The following is a 22138-nucleotide window of genomic DNA, read 5'->3' on the forward strand; positions in this document are numbered from 1 at the left end:
GCCATCGAACGCGCCGCTCGAACTGAAGAGCGTACAAAGCAGCGCGCAGTGCCAACACAGAGAGAAAACGAGGCGCAGCCCGGCATCCCTCTCGACGTCTTTCCCCTGACATGCTTGCTGAGAACACCGGCCAGCACGAGCCGGACAGGGAGCAAACATGCGCAACGGTTGGGTTGTGGTCGGCGCACTTGGCTGCGCCCTCGGCGCTGCGCCGGCTCATGCGGGCATCACCGGCATCGAGATCGCCAGCGTCGAGCCTTTTGCCGATGGCGCGGAGTTCGGATCAGCCGGAAGCTACGAGCGTGTCGTCGGCACGGCCCGTGGCGAGTTGGACCCGGCCGATCCCGCAAATGCCGGCATCGTCGACATCGCCCTGGCGCCCCGCAACGCCCGCGGCATGGTCGAGTACAAGACAGACCTGTTCATCCTGCGGCCCAAGGATCCGGCCCGAGGCAGCGGAACGCTCCTGTTCGAGGTGCTGAACCGGGGCCGCAAGTTCCTCTTCAACTGGGTTCTCGACGCACCGGCTCAGGCCGCGCAGGCGGTCAACGATCCTAAGACCGCCACCGATGCCGGGACCGGGCTCGTGCTACGCCGGGGCTACACCATCGTCTGGTCGGGCTGGGAGGCGGACGCACTGCGCCAGCAGGGCGGTATGGCGATCGACGTGCCGGTGGCCACGCGCAGCGGCAAGCCGATCGTCGAGGTCGTGCGCGATGAACTCGTCAGCGCGACCCGTGGCCCGCCGGAGGCGCCGTTCTACCTTTCCTTCAAGACAGCCAGCCCGGACAAGGCCGAGGCGCGCCTCACCGTTCGGCGCCGGGAGTCCGACCCGCCGCGGCCGGTACCGCCCGACGCCTGGCACTACGCGACGCCGCGTCAGATCGAGCTTCTGCCGAAGGGCACCAAGCCGCTGCCCGGGTCGCTCTACGAATTCACGTACCAAGCCACCGAGCCGAAGGTGCTTGGGATCGGTTTTGCCGCCACGCGGGACGTGGTGGCCTATCTCCGCAGCGAGGGCGGCGCGGCCAATCCGGCGGGTGGCGCGATCCGGCACGCCCTCGCGCTCGGCATCTCGCAGAGCGGGCGCTATCTGCGCGACTTCATCCAACAGGGCTTCAACCGGGACGAAACCGGCAAGCGGGTGTTCGACGGCGTCCTGTCTCACATCGCGGGCGTGGGCGGGGTGTTCCTCAACGCCCGCTTCGGTCAGCCCTCACGCACCAACACGCAGCACGAAGACCACCTCTACCCGGAGAACACCTTCCCGTTCTCGGCCATCACCCAGCACGATCCCGTCACTGGTCGGACGGGCAAGCTGCTGCGGGATGACGGATTCGACCCTCTGTTGATCGAGGCCAATACCGGCACCGAGTATTGGCAGAAGGGTGCCTCTCTCCTCACGACCGATCCGGTTGGCCGCACCGATGTGCCCCTGCCCGACACCGCGCGCGCCTACTTGGTCTCGAGCGGCTTCCACTATGGGCGTGCCGGCCTGGGCTCGACCAAGGGCCCCTGCACGAACCCACGCAGCAGCCTGAACCCGGCCCCGGCGGTCAGGGCGCTGCTGGTCGCGCTTGAGGAGTGGGTGAAGGACGGTAAGGCACCCCCGGAGAGCCGTGTGCCGCGCCTCTCCGATCAAACCCTCGTCGAGGCGGCTGACATCGGCTTCCCGTTCATGGTCGGTGTTCCCGTTCCGACAGCACCGAATGCGATCGCGCGCTTCAGCACCTACGTGGATCCGCACCCGGAAAGCGGCCCGCAATATCGCCCACTGGTCCCGCGCGTCGATGCCGACGGCAACGAGGTGGCCGGCATTCGCCTGCCGGCGGTTGCGGCCCCGCGTGCCACCTTCACCGGTTGGAACCTGTATGCCGATCCGTTCCCCGCCGGCGCGCTGTGCGATCGCGAGGGCAGCCAGATCCCGTTCGCGCGCACCCGTGCCGAACGAGACACGGCCGGCGACCCCCGCTTGTCCCTTGAGGAGCGATATCAGGATGTGGGTGCCTACGTTGCGGCCGTGACGAAATCCGTCGATGCACTCGTGTCGGATCGCCTGCTGCTGCAGGAGGACGGCGATCGCATGATCGCGGCGGCGCGACAGGAAACGCCGTAGCGGACGGTCTTTCGCGGATGCCGGCGCCATTCGCCGGCCTCCGCGCCCGACCTCACCCCGATCGAACGGGCTTTCGCCAAGCTTCAAGGCGCTACGGCGCCAGAGGGCACCCGAGCAGGACCACGCACGGTGACGCCGGCCATCGAGGCCGGCGCCACCGGGTGCCGTCCCTGCGCTCAGTTGGTCTTCGGGTCGGTTACGGTGAAGGCGAGCGTCGCGCCGTAGCTGTCCGCATCGGCCAGCGCCGGCGTCTGCGAGGGGCTGACGCGGTGGCTGACGCCGAGCACCTGCGGTCCGGCACTGCGCAGCGAGACGACCGCGACGCCGTCCGCGTCGGTCGTGGCGCGGGCCTGATCCGCCTCGCTCTTGAAGTTCACGCCGTCGGTGGCGACCACGCTGGCGCCGTCGAGCGGGCGGCCCTCGAACAGCACGCGCACCCGGATCTGGCCCGAAGCCGCGGCGGGCTCCTCCAGCGGGACGATCTCCAGCGGCTGGCCGACGACCTTGTCCCACGGAGCTGTCGGGCCGGATATGGCCTTGGCGAACTTCACCGACCAGAGGCTCTTGTCGGCCTGCGGCAGCATCCGCTTGCTGGCGTTGCGGTAGCTGCCGTCTGACAAGCGGACCCAGTAGCCGTTGTCGTAGGACGCCGCGACCAGCGCATCGCCATCGTAGGCGGCCTTGAGCACAGGTGCCGCGCCGGTCTGCAGCTTGGCGCTCAGGGCCACCGCGCCGGACGGCTCGTAGGCGGTCAGGCTCATCAGCTTGGCCGCGCTCGGCAGTTCCGGCTCGTGGGGATGCCCGTAGAGGATCTGCACCCCGCCGCCGACCGGATTGATCCAGAGGTCGTGGGCGGAAGCCGGTGCGGCAAGGGCGAGGAACGCGGCGAGGAGGGCGGTATGTCTCATCGTGGAGATGCTTCCCGTTACGGAATTTCGGGCGATGCCGGCCGGCCGCAGCGGACCGGTGAAGATCGCGGCAGCCACAGCCGGTGGCGAGACCGTAGCCTGCGGGTTCGGCGTCGGCCCCGGGACAATCGTCGCCGACGTCATGGAACCGCACAGCGCGATGACCCGGATCTCCAACGATTCCGCGGCGGCCGGATGGATGGCGTCGCCTGCAAGAGGTGTTCACCCCGAACGGCACCGGCCGATGCGCGCCGGTGCGTCAGGAGTGGCGATGTCGTACGCGCCAGGGCTCAGGGCCTCGGATCGACACGGGATCGCAGCGGCCCAGTATGCACAAGCTAGGCCATTTTACACCCATACAAGGCTCGCCCAGATCCCAGGCGCTTTGCTGTGGAGCGGGCACCTAGTCCCTCAGGCGGCGACCTCGTCGCGCGGCTCCTGCATCGATGCGAGGGGGGCTTCCAGGCGGCAGACGAGGCCGGTCGGCGCGTAGGTGAGCTTGACCTCTCCGCCGACCTCGGCGGCGAAGCTGCGCTCGATCAGGCGCGAGCCGAAGCCGCGGCGCGAGGGCTGGCTCAGGATGGGCGGGCCGCCCTGCTCGGACCATGTCAGGCAGAAGCGGGGAGCCTCGTCCTCGTGCACCACGTGCCAGCGCAGTTCGACGCATCCCACCTCGTTGGCGAGGGCGCCGTACTTGGTCGCGTTGGTGGCCAGCTCGTGCAGGGCCAGCGCAAGCGAGAGCGCCGCCTTAGCGCCGAGCAGCACGCTCGGCCCGCTCGCGCGGATGCGCGCCATGGCAGCGCCGCGATGGACCGCCAGAGCCCCCTCCACGACTTCCGCGATGGGCGCCTCGGTCCAGCTCGACCGGGTCAGGATGTCGTGCGCGCGGCCGAGCGAGATCAAGCGCGCGGCAAAAGCCTCGCGGGCTGCATCCAGATCCGGGGCGTTGCGGAGGGTCTGGCTGGCGATCGCCTGAACGAGGGTGAGCGTGTTCTTGACCCGGTGCTGCAACTCGCCGGTGAGCAGGCGCTGGTGCTCCTCGGCCCGCTTGCGCTCGCTGATGTCGAGCATCGCCCCGATCATCCGCACCGCCGCCCCGTGCCCGTCACGGATGACGTAGCCCCGGTCGAGGATGTCGGCATAAGTGCCGTTCGCGCGCAGGAAGCGATACTCGTCGCTCCAGGCGGTGCCGGTCCCGTCGATGACCGCGTGGATGGAGGCGTCGATCCGCGCCCGGTCGTCGGGATGGATATGGGTGATCCACCAATCGCCGGTCGGATCGACCGCCTCCGGCGGATAGCCGTAAGCGACCGTGAGCGCTTCGTTCCAGAGGACTTGGTTGGTCGCGAGGTTCCAGTCCCAGATCGCGTCGTTGGTGGCGCGCGCCGCGAGGCGGTAACGCTCCTCGGTCTCGCGCAGGGTCTGCTCGGCCCGCCGGCTCTGCGTGACGTCGCGCACGGTGCCGATGAAGCGCACGGTGCGGCCGCCGGCGACGAAGGCCTGTCCCTTGGCGGCGACCCAGCGCTCGATGCCATCCTCCAGCCCGATGGTCCGGTAGGCGATGTCGTAGGTGCCGCTGCCGGCCGGATCGAGCGCGGCCTCGACCGCCCGATCGACCCAGGCCCGGTCATCCGGATGCAGGCCGGCCAGGAACACGTCGTAGGCGACCGGCGCCTCCGGTCCCAGGCCGAACAGCGCGCGGGTGCGCGCGTCCCATTCCAGCGTGTCCGTGACGAGGTCGTAGTCGAAGATGCCGGTTCCGGTCGCCTCGACGGCGAGGTGCAACTGCTCCCGCGCCCGGCGCAGATCCTCGTCCGCCTGCCGACGGTCGTGGATGTCGCTGTTGCTGCCGAGCCAGCCGACCACCGCGCCGCTCGCGTCCCGGCGCGGCTCCGCACGGATCAGGAACCAGCGGTAGGTTCCGTCGCGCGCCCGCAGGCGTGCCTCGGTGTCGTAGACGGTCTCGTGGGTGCGGGCCGCCTCCCAGACCTTGAGAAGGCCGTCCACGTCGTCCGGGTGGATCGCCTCACCCCAGCCGAGCGGCAGTGCCTGCTCGGGGGTCTGGCCGGTATAGGCGTACCAGCGGTCGTTGAGGTAGCTGAGGCTGCCGTCCGGATTCCCGAACCAGATGATGGCCGGTGCCAGTTCGGTGAGCGCCGCGAAGCGCTCCTCGGCCACCTTGCGCTCGTGGATGTCGAGGGTGGTGCCGATCCAGCTCCTGAGATGCCCGGCCTCGTCGCGCACGGGCCGCGCCCGTGACAGGAACCAGCGGTACTGCCCGTCGGCGCGGCGAAGGGGGAACTCGACCTCGTAGCCCCCCCGGCTTCGCGCCGCGGCAAGCCACGCATCGCGAACGCGCTCGCGGTGATCGGGATGGATCACACCCATCCAGCTCGCCTCGCCGGTCTCGCCGGGGGGCAGCCCCGTATAGTCGTACCAATAGGTGTTGCAGTAGGTGACACGGCCGGCCTCGTCGCCGAACCAGACGACCTGCGGGCTGACCTCGACAAGAGAGCGGTAGCGCAACTCGCTCGCCTGCAAAGCCGCCTCCGAGGCGCGTTGCCCGGTGCGGTCGCGCAGGATCTTGAGGAAGCCGATGAGCCCGCCGTCCTCGGCCGTCAGCGGCATCATCTCGCCCGAGGCCCAGAAGCGGGTTCCGTCCTTGCGCATGTGCCAGCGCTCGTCCGGGGCGCTGCCGGTTTGCGCCGCCAGGCGCTTCTCGACATCGGGCCGGTCGCCCGCCCGATCCTCCGGCGTGAAGAACGCATCGACCGTCCGGCCCAGCATCTCGGCCTCGGTCCAGCCGAGGATGCGCTCGGCGCCGGTGTTCCAGCGCGTGACGCGGCCGTGGGGATCCATGGCCACGATCGCGTAGTCGGTGGCGCTGTCGAGGATGCGCTCGTGCAGCAGGCGCTGCTCCGCCTGCTCACGCAGCGAGCGGCGCAGTTCCATCTGCGTCATGGCCTGGCGGGCGAGCCGCATCAGGCCGCGGCGCTGCCGCTCCGTGAGTTCGCGCGGGCGGGTATCGAGGACGCAGACGGTCCCGATCGGCTGCCCCTCGTCGGTCCTCAGCAGGGCGCCGGCGTAGAAGCGCAGGCCGGGATCGCCGCTGACGAGCGGGTTGCCTTCGAAGCGCGGGTCGCGCGCGGTGTCGGGCACGTAGAGGAAGTCATCGTGCAGGATGGCCTGCCGGCAGAAGGAGGTTTCGAGCGGCGTCTCGCGCACACCGAGGCCGACCTCCGCCTTGAAGAACTGCCGCCCGTCGCCGACGAGATTGACCACCGCGATCGGCGCCTCGCACAGCTCGGCGGCGGCCTCGGCGATCTCGTCGAAATCCTGCTCGCGCGGGGTGTCGAGCAACCGATAGCGGTCCAAGGCACGAAGGCGCGCAGCCTCTTGCTCGCTCATCGGGGCGGGTTTCATCGTTCGGACAGGCTGGGGGCTCGACGCAGTGTTCCACCATGGAGGTCCGGCGGAGGCGAAAGTGAGGCCGGGCCTCGTTTCGACAGGAAGGCGGCGTCTCACTAGGCGGCCGCATGAGACAACGCCGTCACGCCCATCCCGGCCGTGCCGCGGCCGACGGCCGGATGCGACGGCTTACGCGCCTTCGAGACAGGGCCGGCCGACTACCCACCCGCGACGGGCCGGCAGCCTCCATCGGCCCGCAGGATCGGCGGCGCGGTTGCCGGCGGCCACGGCCGGTTGCGGGAGCGCCGCGATCAAGAGCCGTCGGCGGTGCCGGAGCCCCCGGGAGGCGGCGCGCCCGTGCTGCCCGCGGATGGTTCGGCCGACGCGCCGTCACTTCCGGGCATCGACACGTCAGGCTGCGACAGGGCGGCCTGCAGGCGGCTCTCCTGCTCCGGCGAGAGCGAGGAGCGGATGACGCGCCCTCGGAACCGTGACATCTCCGCGAGCACCTTCTCCGGCTGCGCCTTGCGCACGAGGATGAACAGCGCCGAGGTGTTCGGCTGCACCGCCTCGGCGACGGAGCGGATGAAGTCATCGTTGATGCCGTAATCGGCAAGCTTGCCCGACAGGGCGCCCGCGCCCAGTCCGAGGGCGGCCCCCGTCGCGAGGCCGAGCAGCGGGTTGAGGAAGACGAGGCCGACCAGCGAGCCCCACATCGCGCCCCAGATACCGCCGGAGGCGGCCCCGGCGCCGACCAGATCGACGCTTTGCTTGAGCCGCAGCTTGCCGTCAGGGCTCCGGATGGCGACGACCGCATCCTCGAGATCGATCAGATATTCCGTCTGCAGGCGGGCCAATTCGTTCAGAGCGCGATCCGCCTCCTGCGGATCCTCGAAGCCGATCACCACGAGTTCTGCCATCCAATCCTCCTCGATGAACACGTGTTGGCGGGGATTCTCGAGGGCAGCGGACCCGGACCGTCCCATCGCCTGAACAGTCCCGCAGCGCATCGATGCCGCGGCAGCGGACGACGCGATCCAGACTTGTTGAACGAGAGGAAGCTTGGCAGCTCCTCTCTCTGCACAGCCGTTCGCCGGGATACTTGCTGCGCCATCCCCTCGGGAAACCATCGCTCACCGCGAAGCCAGCGCTAACACACGGGATGCACGGCCCGATTGCGACACATCAATGCCGACGCACCGGACTCATGGCCAAACAGGCCGACTTTCGAGGCTCAAAACCGCTTTTGCAGCAGGCCCTACGCCGGCGATCACGAGCCGATCACCCGCCTGACTGTCTCTCACGAAACGCCCGCTGCGCCGCCGTGCCCGGAGGGGGGGACGATCGGTGATCGCGCGTTTCGTGAGGCCCTTCTTATCCGTCACGCCGGCCCTGTGACGCCGGCCGTCCTCTCGGGAGACGCGCAATGGCCGAAGCCATTCCAGGCAAGGAAGGTCACGATTTCGTCGTCGAAACCGATGCATCGGCCGCCTATTGGCACAATCGCCCCACCAATACGCTTCCGCCCCCCGACATGATGGGCGCCTACATGCGCAACCGCCCGGTGCCGGGGCCGCGGGTGGAGGGGCGCAAGGCCTGGATCATCGGCGGCGGCATCGCCGGGCTGGCCGCCGCATTCTACATGATCCGCGACGGCGGCATGAACGGCCAGGACATCACGATCCTCGACGCGCTGGACGTCGAAGGCGGCTCGCTCGACGGCGCCGGCAACCCGGAGGACGGGTACATCATCCGCGGCGGTCGCGAGATGAACTGGAACTACGACAACCTCTGGGACATGTTCCAGGATGTTCAGGCGCTCGAACTTCCGGAAGGCTACAGCGTCCTCGACGAGTACCGGCTCGTCAACGATCACGACCCCAATTACTCCAAAGCTCGCCTCATGCATGAGCAGGGGCAGATTCGCGATTTCTCGAATTTCGGCCTCACGAAATCCCAGCAATGGGAACTGATCCGCCTCCTGCTCAAGCGCAAGGAGGATCTCGACGACATCACGATCGAGCAATATTTCAGCCCGGAGTTCCTCGAGACCAATTTCTGGTTCTTCTGGCGATCGATGTTCGCCTTCGAGAACTGGCAGAGCCTGCTCGAGATGAAGCTCTACATGCACCGCTTCCTCGACGCGATCGATGGGCTGGCGGATATGTCGGCGCTCGTCTTCCCGAAATACAACCAATACGACAGTTTCGTCCGGCCGCTGGTCAACCACCTCATGGCGCGCGGCGTGACCGTGCGGTTCGGCGTGCGGGCGTATGATCTGGCTATGAGCGTCGATGGCAATGCGCGCACCGTCACGGGCATCCACGTCAAAACGAAGGGCGAGGAGGACGTCATTCCCGTCGAGAGCCGGGACGTGGTCTTTGCTCTGACCGGCTCGATGACCGAGGGCACGGCCTATGGCGACATGGATCAGGCGCCGATCCTCGAACGTGGTCGGCACGATCCGGGCCAGGACAGCGACTGGGCGTTGTGGAAGAATCTGGCTGAGAAATCACCGGTCTTCGGTAATCCCGCGAAGTTCTACGGCGACATCGACAAGTCGATGTGGGAATCGGTGACGCTGACCTGCAAACCCTCGCCCCTGGTCGAGCGGCTGAAGGAGTTGGCGGTCAACGATCCCTATTCGGGCAAGACGGTGACGGGTGGCATCATCACCTTCACGGATTCGAACTGGGTGCTGAGCGTGACCTGCAACCGTCAGCCGCACTTCCCAGAACAGCCCCAGGACGTGCTGGTGCTCTGGGCCTACGCGCTCCTGATGGACAAGGACGGGAACCACGTCCGGAAGCCGATGCCGGCCTGTACCGGGCGGGAGATCTTGAGCGAACTTTGCTATCATCTCGGCATCGCCGACCAATGCGAAGCCGTCGCGGCCAACACCAAGGTGCGGTTGGCGCTGATGCCCTACATCACGGCGATGTTCATGCCGCGCGCGGCAGGCGACCGGCCGCATGTCGTGCCGAAGGGCTGCACGAATCTGGGCCTGATGGGCCAGTTCGTCGAAACCTCGAACGACATCATCTTCACGATAGACAGCTCGATCCGCACCGCGCGCGTGGCCGTCTATACGTTGCTCGGCCTGCACAAGCAGGTGCCGGATATCAGCCCTGTACAGTACGATATCCGAAACCTTCTCAAAGCCGCGCGCGCCCTGAACAACAATCTCCCATTCCCCGGCGAACGTCTGCTGCATCGATTACTGGGCAAGACCTATTACGCCCATATCCTGCCGCCCCTGCCGGCCTTGGAGGGCCCGAGCCGCGAAGCGGCCCAGTTGGACCTGCGACATCTGCTGGGGAGGCGTCGCCACGCCTTGAGCGCGATCGGCGAATCTTTCGAACACATTCGAGGCTATCTCAAATCGCAGAAATGAGTGAAGCGCTCGGGCTCGCAGTTCGGCGCCGAATCCACGGTAGGATCGGTCCCGCGCTGCCGGACCGTCCCGTCCCTCGGCATCATCCCTTCGCCTCTCCCGCAATCATCCGGCCCAAAGTCCGCTCCGGTTTTACCCCCGCCCGACCATGATCTCGCCCCAGAATCGCCGAGCGCGACGGCGCACTTGGTTAACGAGACATTGACCGGCTGAGGGATGCGCGTCGCAGGGCGCGTGCGTCGGCGGGGCGGTTCAGGACCGGGGCGGAGGCCGCTCCCGGACGGGAATTCGGGCGGCGCATGGCACATCCTCTCCTCTCGTGGGCTCTCCCCTCGGCCGCCTATCTGAGCGCGGCCCTGATCCTGGCCTCCTCCGCGCCGTTTGGACGGATCGATCTGCCACCGCTTCAAACGGTGGCGGTCCCCATTGCGGCAGACCCGGTGCCGGATACCCCCGTAGAGACGGTGGCCTCGATCCCGGACCAAGCGCCGGAGGCCGCACCGGACGCCGCGGAGCCGCCGGCCGAAGCTATGGCCGAATCCTTGGCCGAGTGGATGCCCCAGGCGTTGCCCGCCCCCACCGAGGCGCGCTTCGGGACGGCTTCCCTGTTCTGGCTTCCGAACGAGGCACCGACGGCGGCCCTCGCGCAGGTCGTGCCCCTGCCCGTGCGCCGCCCGGCCGAGCTGACGCGCCTTGGGGCGGCGGACGCCCTGCGCCGGGCCGAGCGGATGGTCGCGCGCCGGTCCACGGTCGCGGTGGCGCCGGCCCAGGTCGAGGACACCCGCACCTTCTTCGAGAAGCTGCTCGGCGTCGAGAAACCCGCCACGCCGGCCCCCGCTCTCGCCTACGCGGCCCTGGAGAACGGCGCTGCCGAGTCCGCCGCCCGCCGGGTCCTGACCACGCCCCTGCCCGCCGCGCCGCCCGTCGGCGAAGGCGGCATCGCGGTCTACGACATCAGCGCCCAGAGCGTGGTTCTGCCGAGCGGCGAACGGTTGGAAGCGCATTCCGGCCTCGGCGAGAGCATGGACGATCCGCGCTACGTCCATCTCAAGATGCGCGGCGCCACCCCGCCGGGCACCTACGACCTGACCGAGCGCGAGGCACCGTTCCACGGTGTGCGGGCGCTGCGCCTCACGCCCGTCGGCGGCAGCGAGGCGATCCACGGCCGCGTCGGACTGCTCACCCACACCTACCTGCTCGGGCCCAACGGCGCCTCGAACGGCTGCATCTCGTTCAAGAATTACGACCGGTTCCTGCAGGCCTATCTGCGCGGCGAGATCCGCCGCGTCGTGGTCGTTCCGGGTCGCGGCCGGGACGCGAACCCTCTGGTTGCATCGCGCTAGAGTCACCGACCTGATTGCATCAGGCCGGTGACTCTCGGTCCTTGTGCTGACGCGCATTGTTGCGACGAATCGGTGACCACTTCGTCGGAATGCGCGCTGAGCGCGCGCCACACCGCCCACTGCTTTCTTTGCGAGAAAAATTAATTCTCAATACGCTCGATTCTGGCGCGATCCTCGCTTAGGATCTTGGGAGTTGCCGGGAACCGCCCTGCGGTTTCGGCACCCCAAGGACAGCTCCGCCCCCGCACCGGGCGGGGCGGCGTGTGTATCGGAGTCGTGGCGTATGCGTGTGATCCAACGCGTTCTGGGCAGCCGGTCGGAGGCTGGTCTCGCGGAGCGCCTGCATCACCTCGAACATCACGGCGCGGTGGACATCCTGCGGGTGCCGAGCGCCGACGTGGCCCGGCGGCGCCTGCGGGCGACGACGGTGGCCGGCGAAGAAATCGCGCTCGCCCTGCCACGGGATCAGGCCCTGTTCGACGGCGCGGTGCTCGTCCTCGAAGATGGTCACGCGCTTGTCGCCCGCGTTGGCACCGAAAGCTGGCTGCGGCTCGTGCCGCGTTCCACCGCCGATGCGCTCGAACTCGGCTACCATGCCGGCAACCTGCACTGGCGGGTCCGCTTCGACGGCGCGGCGATCCTCGTCGCGCTGGAAGGGCCGGCCGAGGATTACCTCGTACGCCTCGGCGCCCTGGTCGAGGAGGGCCGCGTCGCGCATTCCGTCGACGCGGCGGCCGAGGGGGCCTGAGGCCTTGCTCGCCGCCCTCACCGCGCTCCAGCAGGCCGACACGGCCTTCCCGAGCGGCAGCTTCGCCTTCTCCAACGGCCTCGAAGGTTTGGTGGCCGAGAACCCGGCCTTCGACGAGGCGGCGCTCGCCCGCACCGTCGCGGCGGCCCTGCGCTTCCGCTGGGCCGAGACCGACCGGATCGCGCTGATCCTGGCCCACCGCGCCGGCGGCGCCATCGAACGCCTCGCGGCCATCGACGCAGCGGTCGAGGCAGCCTCACTGGCCGAGCCGATGCGGGTCGGCAGCCGCCGCAACGGCGCCTCGCTGCTGGCCTCGCACGCCCGCCTCGGCACGCCGGGCGCCGCCGACCTGCGCGCTTCCGTACGGGCGGGCCGGCTGCTCGGGCATCTTCCCACCGTGCAGGGCGCGCTGTGGCCGGCGCTCGGCCTCGACGAGCGCGCGGCCGCATCCGTCTCCGGCTATCTCTTCGTCAGCGGGCTCACCTCGGCCGCGGTGCGGCTCGGCGCCATCGGGGCGATCGAGGCGCAGCGGGTGTTGGGGGGCGCGCTGCTGCTGATCGCCGAACTGCTGGAGCAGCCCGTGCGCGAGCCAGTGGGCGCCATCGAACTGACCGGCTTCACCCCGCTGATCGAGATCGCCGCCATGCGCCAAGCCCAGGCCGAACTCCGCCTGTTCGCGAATTGAAGGAGCCGCGCCGATGCTGCTGACGCCGACCGAACTCGAACGGCTCACGATCTTCACCGCCGCCGAACTCGCCCGTAAGCGGCGGGCGCGGGGGCTCAAGCTGAACTACCCGGAAGCCGTGGCGATCATCACCGACGAGATCCTGGAGGGCGCCCGCGACGGGCGCACCGTCGCCGACCTGATCGGCTGGGGTTCGACCATCCTGACGACCGGTGACGTGATGCCGGGCGTCGCCTCGATGATGCCGATCCTGCAGGTCGAGTGCGTCTTCCCCGACGGCACCAAGCTCGTCACCGTGCACGAGCCGATCCGGCCTGCGGAAGGGGCGGAGCCCGACACGCTCGAACCCGGCGCGATCCTGCCGGCGGAGGGCGAGATCGAGCTTGGTGCCGGGCGACCGCGGGTGAGCCTCGATGTCGTCAACACCGGCGACCGCCCGGTGCAGATCGGCTCGCACTACCACTTCTTCGAGGTCAACCGGGCGCTCGATTTCGACCGCGCCAAGGCGCTGGGCTTTCGCCTCGACATCCCGGCGGGCACGGCGGTGCGGTTCGAGCCGGGCCAGCGCAAGAGCGTGACGCTGGTGGGGTTCGGCGGCGAGCGCGAGCTCACCGGCCTCAACAACCTGACACAGGGCAAGCTCGACACCGACGCGGCCCGCGCCGACGCGCTGGCGCGCGCCGACGCGCTGGCGCGCGCCAAGGCTCGCGGCTTCAAGGGCGCCTGAGGGAGACGCGGAAACATGGTCACGATCCCAAGGCGCGATTACGCCGCCCTCTACGGCCCCACCATCGGCGACGGCGTGCGGCTCGCCGACACCTCGCTCATCGCAGTGGTCGAGCACGACCATGCGGTCTACGGCGACGAGTGCCTGCATGGCGGCGGCAAGACTCTTCGGGATGGCATCGGGCTCGCGCCCGGCGTCACGGCGGCGCAAGGAGCCCTCGACTTCCTCCTGTGCAACGTGCTCGTGATCGATCCCGTCCTCGGCATCGTGAAGGGCGATCTCGGCATCAAGGACGGGCGCATCGTCGGCCTCGGTAAGGCCGGCAACCCGGCGATCATGGACGGCGTCGATCCGCGCCTGATCGTGTCGGCCGGCACTACCGTGCGCGACTGCGAGGGGCTGATCGCGACGCCGGGCGCCATCGACGTCCACGTCCACTTCGATTCCGCCGGCCTGCCCGATCACGCCATCGCCTCAGGGATCACGACGCTGCTCGGCGGCTCGCTCGGGCCGATCACCGTCGGCATCGATTCCGGCGGGCCGTTCAACACGGGAAAAATGCTCCAGGCGGCCGAAGCCTGGCCCGTCAATTTCGGTTTTTTGGGAAGGGGCAACACCCACAAGCCGGCGGCCTTGAAGGAACAGCTTGAGACCGGCGTGCTCGGCCTCAAGATCCACGAGGATTGGGGGGCGATGCCGGCGGCGATCGATGCCTGCCTCGGCTTTGCCGACGAATACGACTTCCAGGTCCAGCTCCACACCGACACGCTCAACGAGTCGGGCTTCGTGGAGGACACGCTGGCGGCGATCGGCGGGCGCACGATCCACATGTACCATACGGAGGGTGCGGGCGGCGGGCACGCACCCGACATCATCCGGGTGGCGGGGCTGCCCCACTGCCTGCCCTCCTCGACGAACCCAACCAATCCCTACACGGTCAACACGTTCGACGAGCACCTCGACATGACGATGGTGTGCCACCACCTCAACCCGGCTTTGCCGGAGGACGTGGCCTTCGCCGAGAGCCGCATCCGCGCGCAGACCATCGCGGCCGAGGACGTGCTGCACGATATCGGCGCGATCTCGATGCTCGGCTCCGACAGCCAGGGCATGGGCCGCATCCACGAGGTGATCTGCCGGACATGGCAGCTCGCCTCCAAGATGAAGGACCAGCGCGGCGCCCTGCCGGAGGAACGGCCGGGCTTCGGCGACAACGCCCGGATCAAGCGCTACATCGCCAAGTACACGATCAACGCCGCGCGCACCTTCGGCATTCAGGAGCATATCGGCTCGCTGGAGCCCGGCAAGATGGCCGACATCGTGATCTGGCGCCCGGCCTTCTTCGGCATCAAGCCGGAACTCGTGATCAAGGGCGGCTTCATCGCCTGGGGCGCCATGGGCGATTCCGCGGCCTCCCTGATGACCTGCGAGCCGATGCTGATGCGCCCGCAATGGGGCGCGTTCGGGCTGGCCAAGCAGGGGCTGTCGGCCTGCTTCGTCCACCCGCTCGCCATTGAGGGTGGGCTCCGCGAGAGCCTGGGCCTGCGGAAGAACCTGCTGCCGGCCCGCGGCACCCGCACGCTGACCAAAGCCGACATGCTCTGGAACGACGCCTGCCCGGAGATCCGGGTCGATCCGCAGACCTTCGAGGTCTTCGTGGACGGGGAACTCGCCACCTGCGAGCCCGCTACCGTCCTCCCGCTCGCCCAACGCTACATGCTGCGATGACCGCCTCCCCCTCCCCTGCCCTCCCCGAATCCGTCACCGCCGCCCGCATCGGCATCGGCGGCCCCGTCGGTTCGGGAAAGACCGCGCTGATCGAGCGGCTGATCCCGGCACTCCAGGCCCGCGGCGTCGATCTCGCCGTCGTCACCAACGACCTCGTCACCAAGGAGGATGCCGAGCGCCTGCGCCGCTCCGGGCTGATCGATCCGGCCCGGGTCGAGGCGGTGGAGGCCGGCGCCTGCCCGCACACCGTCATCCGCGAGGATCCGACCCTCAACATCGCGGCAGGCGACGATCTGGAGGCGAAGTTTCCGGGGCTCCAACTCCTGATCTTCGAGTCGGGGGGCGACAACCTCGCCTCGACCTTCTCCCTCGATCTGGTCGATTGGTGGATCTTCGTGATCGACGTGGCGGGTGGCGACGACATCCCGCGAAAGCGCGGCCCCGGCGTGCTGCGCTGCGACCTCCTCGTCATCAACAAGACCGATCTCGCACCCCATGTCGGCGTCGATCTGCCCGCCATGCTGGCGGAGGCCGCCCGCGTCCGGGGCGCGAAGCCCGTGGCCGCCACCAATGCCCGCTCCGGCGAGGGCGTCGAGGCGGTGGCCGATGCGATCTGCCGCGCCGTGCTGTTTGCGCCCTGATGGCCCTGTCGCTGGACGGCCTTCCCGAGACGCCCACCCCAACCGCTCCGGTCGGGCGCCGGGTGCAGGCCTCCCTCGTCTTCGCCCGCGGCGGCGGCACCACGGTGCTGTCGCGGCAGGCCGTGCCCTACCCGTTCCACATCACCCGCGCCTTCCGGATGCATCCGGATAGCCCCGACCTCGCAACCCTCTACCTGCAATCGGCCTCGGGCGGCCTCTACGCCGCCGACCACCTCACCCTGGCGATCGCGGCGCGGTCCGGCGCGCGGGTCCATGTCACGACCCAGGCCGGCACGGTCGTGCATCGCGGCGGCCCGGAACCCTCGCGCCAGGAGACGCGGCTCACCATCGCCGCGGATGCCTTCCTCGCGCTCAATCCCGATCCGCTGATCCTGTTTCCGGGCGCCCATCTCGCCGTCTCCACCGAGATCACCGCCGAGCCCGGCGCCCGCGCCATCGTCACCGAGAGCGTCGCCTGTCACGACCCCGCGGGTGAGGGCCGTCCGTTCGACCGGCTCGACCTCGGCCTGACGATCCGTGACCCCGAGGGCCGCGCGCTGGTGCGGGAGCGCAGCCGCATCGACGGGAGGGCGTTCACGGCGCCGGATTCACCGACGGGGCCTCACCGCGCCTACGGCACGATGGTCGTGCTCGGCGCCCCCGACGACGCGCGCCTGGCCGGCCTCCATCTGAGACAGGCGGCCGACGCGGCGGGCTGCCTGACCGGCGTGAGCCCGTTGCCCAACGGCGCGGGACTCGGCCTGCGCCTGCTCGCCCCGGACGGCGGTGCGTTGTCGGCGGGCATGGATGCGGTGTTCCGGATCGTGTTCGAGACCTTGAGCGGGTGCGCGCCCGGCCGGCGCCGAAAGTAGAGATTGCCCCGAAACGACTAGCCGGACGGCACATCGCGAGAAATATGGGCAGGCCGCCCAGCAATTCCCCTTGATACAAATCAGTTTCCTGAGACGAAATACGCACGGGGGCATCGGCCTCGTCTGGCGGCCACAGGGCCGTCATTCGGACCGATTGGCCGAATGACGTTCGAAGGAATTCGAAGAGACATGCGCTCGCGTGACCGAAACGACGCCCACTTCCATCTCCGCCGCCGGCTTCTGCTCGGCCTTGCCGCCTCTCCGCTGCTAAGCGCCCTGCCCGGACGTGCTCTTGCGCAGACCGGCGCGGGCGCGCTCGCCGTCACCGACAAGGAGGTGACCATCGGTATCCTGCACTCGATCAGCGGCACCATGGCGATGTCCGAGACCGGGGCGACGCAAGGGGAAAGGCTCGCCATCGAACAGATCAATGCGAGCGGCGGCATCCTCGGCCGCACGGTGAAGGTGATCCAGGAGGACGGCGCCTCCGACTGGCCGACCTTTGCCGAGAAGGCGCGCAAGCTCGTCGTCAACGACCATTGCGCGGCGGTGTTCGGCTGCGTGACCTCGGCCTCGCGCAAGGCGGTGCTGCCGGTCTTCGAGCAGTATAACGGCCTCCTGTACTATCCGACCTATTACGAGGGTCTGGAGCAGTCCAAGAACGTGATCTACACCGGCCAGGAGGCGACCCAGCAGACGCTCGTCGCCCTCGATTGGGTGACGAAGGAGAAGGGCGCCAAATCCTTCTTCATGGTCGGCTCGGACTATATCTGGCCGCGTACCACCAACAAGATTGCGACCAAGCACATCACCAACGTGACCAAGGGCACGATCGTCGGCGAGGAATACTTCCCGCTCGGGCACACGCAGTTCAACTCGGTCATCAACAAGATCAAGCTCAAGAAGCCGGACGTCATCTTCGCCACCGTCGTCGGCGGCTCGAACGTCGCCTTCTACAAGCAGCTCAAGGCGGCCGGCATCGACCTCAAGAAGCAGACGCTGGTGACGGTGTCCGTGACCGAGGACGACGTCGACGGCATCGGCGGCGAGAACATCGCCGACGCCTATAGCTGCATGAAGTACTTCCAGTCGGTCAAGACTCCGGCCAACGAGGCCTTCGTCGCCGCCTTCAAGAAGCGCTGGGGCGACAAGACCGTCATCGGCGACATCACCCAGGCCGCCTATCTCAGCCCCTTCCTGTGGAAGGCGGCGGTGGAGAAGGCCGGTTCCTTCGAGGTCGACAAGGTGATCGCCGTTTCACCGGGCCTCGAGATCAAGGACGCACCGGAAGGCGCCGTGAAGATCCACGAGAACCATCACCTCTGGGCCAAGACCCGGGTCGCCCGCGCCCGGCCGGACGGGCAGTTCGACGTGGTCTACGAGAGCCCGGAGCTGATCGAGCCGAACCCGTTCCCGAAGGGATATCAGTAGGCGGCGCGGGCGGGGTCAGAGGTAGCTCAGACCCCGCCACCGGCTGCGCCGCTTCAGCCGCACCATCCAGAGGCAGGCCGGGTAGAGGGCCAGCGCGAACAGTGCCGCGATCAGCCAGATCTGAAACGGGGCACCGACTTCGATCCGGCCGGAGGGACCCGCAAGACCGAAGGCGGCCAGGCCGTCATAGGTCAGGCGCAGGGCCCACAAGTGCAGCAGGTAGAAGAACAGCGGCACCCCGCCAAAGACGGTGAGCCAGCCTAGACGCCGTTCCGGCAGGCGCTCGAACAGCGCGAGCAGCAGCAGGCCGGGACCGAGGGTTGCGAGCAGGAAGTCGGCCGAGGGCGGATACTTGGTGAGGTTGACGAAGGACAGGGCGTCCGCGCCCCAATCCTTGCCCGCCAGCCACGGATGCGGATCTCCGTAGCTGTTGAGGCCGCGCAGGATCAGGAAGGCGACGAGGCTCGCGAGCCCAAGGGCGACGAGGCGTCGGCGGCGCGTGCGCGGATCGACGCCCGCGCCGTAGAGCGGCCCCAGCGCGTAGCCCGCGGCGATCACACCGATCCAGGGCAGCACCGGATAGGAGGTGCGCGCCGCGCCCCAGGGCAGCGGGATCAGGCCGCGCTGATGCAGCACCGCCCACAGGGCGTAGCCCGGCTGATCGGGCGCGAGCACGATCCCGTCGAGCGCGTTGTGCCCGAGCATGATCGCCAGGCCTACGCCGATCAGCGCCGGGCGCGGCAGCCAGAGCAGGGCGGCGAGCGCCATCATGCTGAGACCGATCGCCCAGATCACCTGCAGGTAGAGGATCGGCGGCAGCAGGGCACGGGTCCAGGCGAGGTTCACCAGGGTCACTTCAAGGGCGACCAGGAAGAGTCCGCGCTTGATGAGGAAGGCGGAGGTCGCGGCGCGGCTGCCGTGCTTTTGCCCGTAGAGGCTCGCCGAGAGCCCCGTCAGCAGCAGGAAGACCGGGGCGCAAAAATGCGAGGCGGCCCGCGTCAGGAACAGGCCGGGCGGGGTCGCCGCGAGGTTCACCGGGTCGCTCACCTGGGCGTGGAGGTAGAAGAACTCCCGCGCGTGATCGACCAGCATCAGCAGCATCACGAGCCCGCGCAGGGCATCGATGGCGCCGATGCGGGTGCGTGGCGCGACCCCCGCGGCGATGGGAGCCGGTGCGGACTCAGCCGTGGCCGCCCCTTGGCGAGCCCTCATCAGAACCGCACCGTCATCGTTCCGGTGAAGCGCCGGGGCGCGCCGGGATAGACCCGGAAGCGGTTGAGGGAGCTCTCGTAATACTCGGTGTCGAACACGTTCTCGATGTTCAGCCCGAAGCGGAAGTTCTCGTAGCGGTAATAGGCGAGCGCATCGACGGCGATATAGGCCGGCAGGGAGAAGCTGTTGACCGCGTCCGCCGCCCGCTCGCCGACGCCGCGCACGCCGCCGCCGAGCCCGAGCCCCTTCCACGGGCCGGCCTGCACCTCGTGAACGGCGAGCAGGCTGCCGGAATGGCGCGGCACGTTGATGAGCGGCGTGCCGGCCGGCAAGGTCGGATCTTCGGTGACCACGGCCTCCGCGTAGACGTAGCCCGCCAGCAGCTTGATCTCCGGCGTGATCTGGCCAGCGGCGGTCAGCTCGAAACCCTGGCTGCGCACCCCGCCGACCGCCACGGAGAAGCCGCTGCCGTTGGCATCCGGCGTCAGCACGTTCTCCCGGTCGATCCGGAAGGCGGTGCCGGTCAGCGCCAGTGCGCCGCCATAGAGGTCGAGCTTGGCCCCGACCTCGTAGCCGATGCCGGTTTCCGGCGCGAACGGCCCGAAGGCGGAGGCGGCGGCGGCATCGGGACCGATATTGGGGCGGAAACTCGTGCCGACATTGGCGTAGAGGGAGAGTTCGGGCAGCGGCTGGTAGACGAGGCCGGCGCGGGGCGTCGCGGCAAAGTAGGTCTGATCGACCTGGGACCGCGGGATGCGCTCGCGGAACGACTGTTCGAAGAAGTCGAAGCGCACGCCGAGCAGCGCCTTCCATTCGGGCGTGAGGACGATCTGGTCCTGCGCATAGAGGGCGGTGTTGGTGATCCGTTCGAGGTTGTTGCGGAAGCGGTCGATCGGCGGCAGCGGCTGGCCGTAGCGCGGATCGTAGATGTCGATGGCGAAGGTCGAACCCGGTCGGATCGTCGAGCGGTTGTAGACCGTCCGGCTGTCGGTGCTCTCGCGCTCGAAGCCGAGCAGCATGGTGTGGCCGATGCCGGCGGTGTCGAAACGCCCGACCACCTCCGCCTGGCCAATCGCCGTGTCCCAGCGGTAGTCGCGGATGTTGCGGTCGCGTGAGACGGTGCGGTTGTCGGCGGCGATGGCGCGGATCTCGGCGGATTCACCCTCCAGCGTGCCGGTGTTGAAGTGGGTGGCGAGCCGCATCTGCCAATCGGCGTTGAAGCGGTGATCGACGCGGACCTGCATCGTGTTGTTGGTCTGATAGGTGCTCTGGCCCGGCTCGCCGAGGAAGCGCGAGATCGGCAAGAGCCCGAGCCGCCCGTTGAGGGCGATGACGCCGCGGTCGAAGACGATGCGGTTGCGCAGGAACTCGGTCTCGACGGTGATGCGCGTGTCCGGCGTGATCTGCCAGCTCAGGACGGGCGCCACGAGCAGCCGGTCGCTGTCGACGAAATCGCGAAAGCTGCCCTGGCGGCCGGCGGCGAGATTGAAGCGGTAGGCGAGCGTGCCCTCCTCGTTCAGCGCGCCGCCGGAATCGACCGTGCCGCGGAACTGCCCGAACGAGTCCCACAACCCGCCCATCTCGACGAAGCGCTCGACGGTCGGCTGCTTGGTGATGATGTTGACGAGCCCGCCCGGATCGCTGCGCCCGAACAGCCCGCCGCCGGGGCCTTTGAGCACCTCGACGCGCTCGACGTTCTGGGCGTCGGGCGGGGGCGGCGTGCCGCGGTTGAGCGGAAAGCCGTTCTTGTAGATCTCGGAGGTGGTGACGCCGCGGATGGCGTAGCTGAACACCGAGAGGCCGCCGAAATTGTTCTGCTGCGCCACGCCCGGCGTGTAGTTGAAGACGCGATCGACGCGGGTGGCGGCGAGATCCGTGATGACCTCGCGCGGGGCGACCGTGACGATCTGGGGCACGTCGCGCTGGGGCGTGTCGGTCTTGGTGCTGCTCACCGCGCGGTCGGCGCGGTAGCCCGGCGTCGGCCCGATCAGGCCGATCGTGCCGGCAGCGCTGGTCCGGCCATCCGATGCGCCGTTGCCGACGCCGCGGCCTTCGCCCTCGACCGCCAGTTCCTCCAGGGTGACCGATTCCTGTGCCCGCGCCTCCGGGCCGTGCAGGCCGGCGCAGAGCAGCGCGGCGAGCATCCAAGGCGGGCGCCGGGCCGGGACGTCGATGGCGTTCAGGATCGTCCGAACTGTCACAAGGCGCGCTCTGGCTGTTCGGGTGCGGGCCCGAGCGGGTGCCCCGCCGGGAGCGCAGGGGAACGCTCTCGCCGATCAGGCACGCCGCCGGAGCACCCCGCCCGGGGGACATCGTCGCGCCAAGGCAGGTCTCCTGGCTCACGGGTCAGCGCCCCCGTCTCGGCCTTCCCGGTGCAGGGCACCAGTGACCTTCGACGACGGTGGCTCGCCGCTCACAGTTGCGGGGGCAGCTTCGGCCTCGCCCGGACGGGCTTACCGAATTCCCTCTTAGCCCTCGGACATGCGTCCGGGGAACCTTGGCCGCAGCAACTTCGCTGCGATGCGGCGCAGGGTCAACAGACCGGCCAATGAAATGTAACAACATCACACAACCTGTGGCCCGTAGAGCACAAGGGCTCCGCAAGAAGCCCCATAGCGGCTGCGCTTCCCGCATCGGCCCAAAGGCGGGCACGCGAGACGATGGCGATCGTCCGGCTGGCCTCGTCATCGAGCGCGCACTGCGCCGCGGCGTTTGGTAGAGGCCGCCGCCTCGTGGCGCGGCGGAGCCGCTGAGAATCCGCAACGAACGTTTTTCGAAGGACGTGACCGAGCTTTAGGCAAGATTAACCAAGATCCCGTTGAATGACGGAGGCTTAAGGTTGATCCTTCCCTAATCGGCGAAGCCATCTCGTTTTGTCATTCTGGCACAGATAGCCGGAGATGACGGCGGGAGGCCGTGTGGGAT

At 68.7% G+C, this 22138-nt stretch carries 15 protein-coding genes and 1 riboswitch; of the genes, 10 read left to right on the forward strand and 5 right to left on the reverse strand.

Annotated elements, in window-relative coordinates:
• The first annotated feature begins 157 nt into the window (after positions 1 to 157).
• Complete coding sequence (locus OVA30_RS02045) at positions 158 to 2116, forward strand: alpha/beta hydrolase domain-containing protein (RefSeq protein ID WP_268174442.1); 1959 nt, start codon at positions 158 to 160, stop codon at positions 2114 to 2116.
• Between the two features lie 176 nt (positions 2117 to 2292).
• Here the strand turns inward: OVA30_RS02045 and OVA30_RS02050 are convergent, their stop codons facing one another.
• The 3 genes from OVA30_RS02050 to OVA30_RS02060 all read right to left on the reverse strand — a co-directional run bounded on the left by OVA30_RS02050 (position 2293) and on the right by OVA30_RS02060 (position 7352).
• Positions 2293 to 3024, reverse strand: a complete 732-nt coding sequence (locus OVA30_RS02050) for a DUF4198 domain-containing protein (protein WP_268174443.1) — start codon at positions 3022 to 3024, stop codon at positions 2293 to 2295.
• A 411-nt stretch (positions 3025 to 3435) separates the two neighbouring features.
• Entirely contained in the window at positions 3436 to 6432 is a 2997-nt protein-coding gene (locus tag OVA30_RS02055; protein WP_268174444.1) for a PAS domain-containing protein, read from the reverse strand.
• Between the two features lie 311 nt (positions 6433 to 6743).
• Entirely contained in the window at positions 6744 to 7352 is a 609-nt protein-coding gene (locus tag OVA30_RS02060) for a DUF1269 domain-containing protein (RefSeq protein WP_085857608.1), read from the reverse strand.
• Between the two features lie 506 nt (positions 7353 to 7858).
• Between OVA30_RS02060 and OVA30_RS02065 the strand changes: the two genes are divergently transcribed.
• The 9 genes from OVA30_RS02065 (at position 7859) to urtA (ending at position 18001) form a co-directional block, all read left to right on the forward strand.
• Complete coding sequence (locus OVA30_RS02065) at positions 7859 to 9826, forward strand: oleate hydratase (RefSeq protein ID WP_268174445.1); 1968 nt, start codon at positions 7859 to 7861, stop codon at positions 9824 to 9826.
• A 299-nt stretch (positions 9827 to 10125) separates the two neighbouring features.
• On the forward strand, positions 10126 to 11169 hold the full coding sequence (locus OVA30_RS02070; protein WP_253394098.1) for a DUF2778 domain-containing protein: 1044 nt from the start codon (positions 10126 to 10128) through the stop codon (positions 11167 to 11169).
• Positions 11170 to 11452: 283 nt separating this feature from the next.
• A complete protein-coding gene (ureE, locus tag OVA30_RS02075; protein WP_268174446.1) occupies positions 11453 to 11917 on the forward strand; it encodes an urease accessory protein UreE in 465 nt (154 codons plus the stop codon).
• Between the two features lie 4 nt (positions 11918 to 11921).
• Entirely contained in the window at positions 11922 to 12602 is a 681-nt protein-coding gene (locus OVA30_RS02080; protein WP_268174447.1) for an urease accessory protein UreF, read from the forward strand.
• A 13-nt stretch (positions 12603 to 12615) separates the two neighbouring features.
• A complete protein-coding gene (locus tag OVA30_RS02085) occupies positions 12616 to 13329 on the forward strand; it encodes an urease subunit beta (protein ID WP_268174448.1) in 714 nt (237 codons plus the stop codon).
• 15 nt (positions 13330 to 13344) lie between these two features.
• On the forward strand, positions 13345 to 15057 hold the full coding sequence (ureC, locus tag OVA30_RS02090; protein WP_268174449.1) for an urease subunit alpha: 1713 nt from the start codon (positions 13345 to 13347) through the stop codon (positions 15055 to 15057).
• Positions 15054 to 15698: an urease accessory protein UreG gene (gene ureG / locus OVA30_RS02095; protein WP_268174450.1), complete on the forward strand. Its 645-nt coding sequence runs from the start codon at positions 15054 to 15056 to the stop codon at positions 15696 to 15698. Before ureC ends, ureG begins: the two co-directional genes overlap by 4 nt.
• Entirely contained in the window at positions 15698 to 16570 is an 873-nt protein-coding gene (locus tag OVA30_RS02100; protein ID WP_268174451.1) for an urease accessory protein UreD, read from the forward strand. The genes ureG and OVA30_RS02100 overlap by 1 nt, the downstream gene beginning before the upstream one ends.
• A 189-nt stretch (positions 16571 to 16759) precedes the next feature.
• Positions 16760 to 18001, forward strand: a complete 1242-nt coding sequence (gene urtA / locus OVA30_RS02105) for an urea ABC transporter substrate-binding protein (protein WP_003604328.1) — start codon at positions 16760 to 16762, stop codon at positions 17999 to 18001.
• Between the two features lie 15 nt (positions 18002 to 18016).
• Here the strand turns inward: urtA and OVA30_RS02110 are convergent, their stop codons facing one another.
• Both OVA30_RS02110 and OVA30_RS02115 read right to left on the reverse strand, forming a co-directional pair.
• Positions 18017 to 19213 carry a DUF1624 domain-containing protein gene (locus OVA30_RS02110; RefSeq protein WP_268174452.1) on the reverse strand — a complete coding sequence of 399 codons (1197 nt, stop codon included), beginning with the start codon at positions 19211 to 19213 and terminating at the stop codon, positions 18017 to 18019.
• Entirely contained in the window at positions 19213 to 21357 is a 2145-nt protein-coding gene (locus tag OVA30_RS02115; RefSeq protein ID WP_442786131.1) for a TonB-dependent siderophore receptor, read from the reverse strand. Before OVA30_RS02115 ends, OVA30_RS02110 begins: the two co-directional genes overlap by 1 nt.
• A 163-nt stretch (positions 21358 to 21520) precedes the next feature.
• Positions 21521 to 21728: riboswitch (cobalamin riboswitch) on the reverse strand.
• Between the last annotated feature and the right edge of the window lie 410 nt (positions 21729 to 22138).

The organism is Methylorubrum sp. SL192, from assembly GCF_026672325.1.
Lineage (GTDB): Bacteria > Pseudomonadota > Alphaproteobacteria > Rhizobiales > Beijerinckiaceae > Methylobacterium > Methylobacterium extorquens.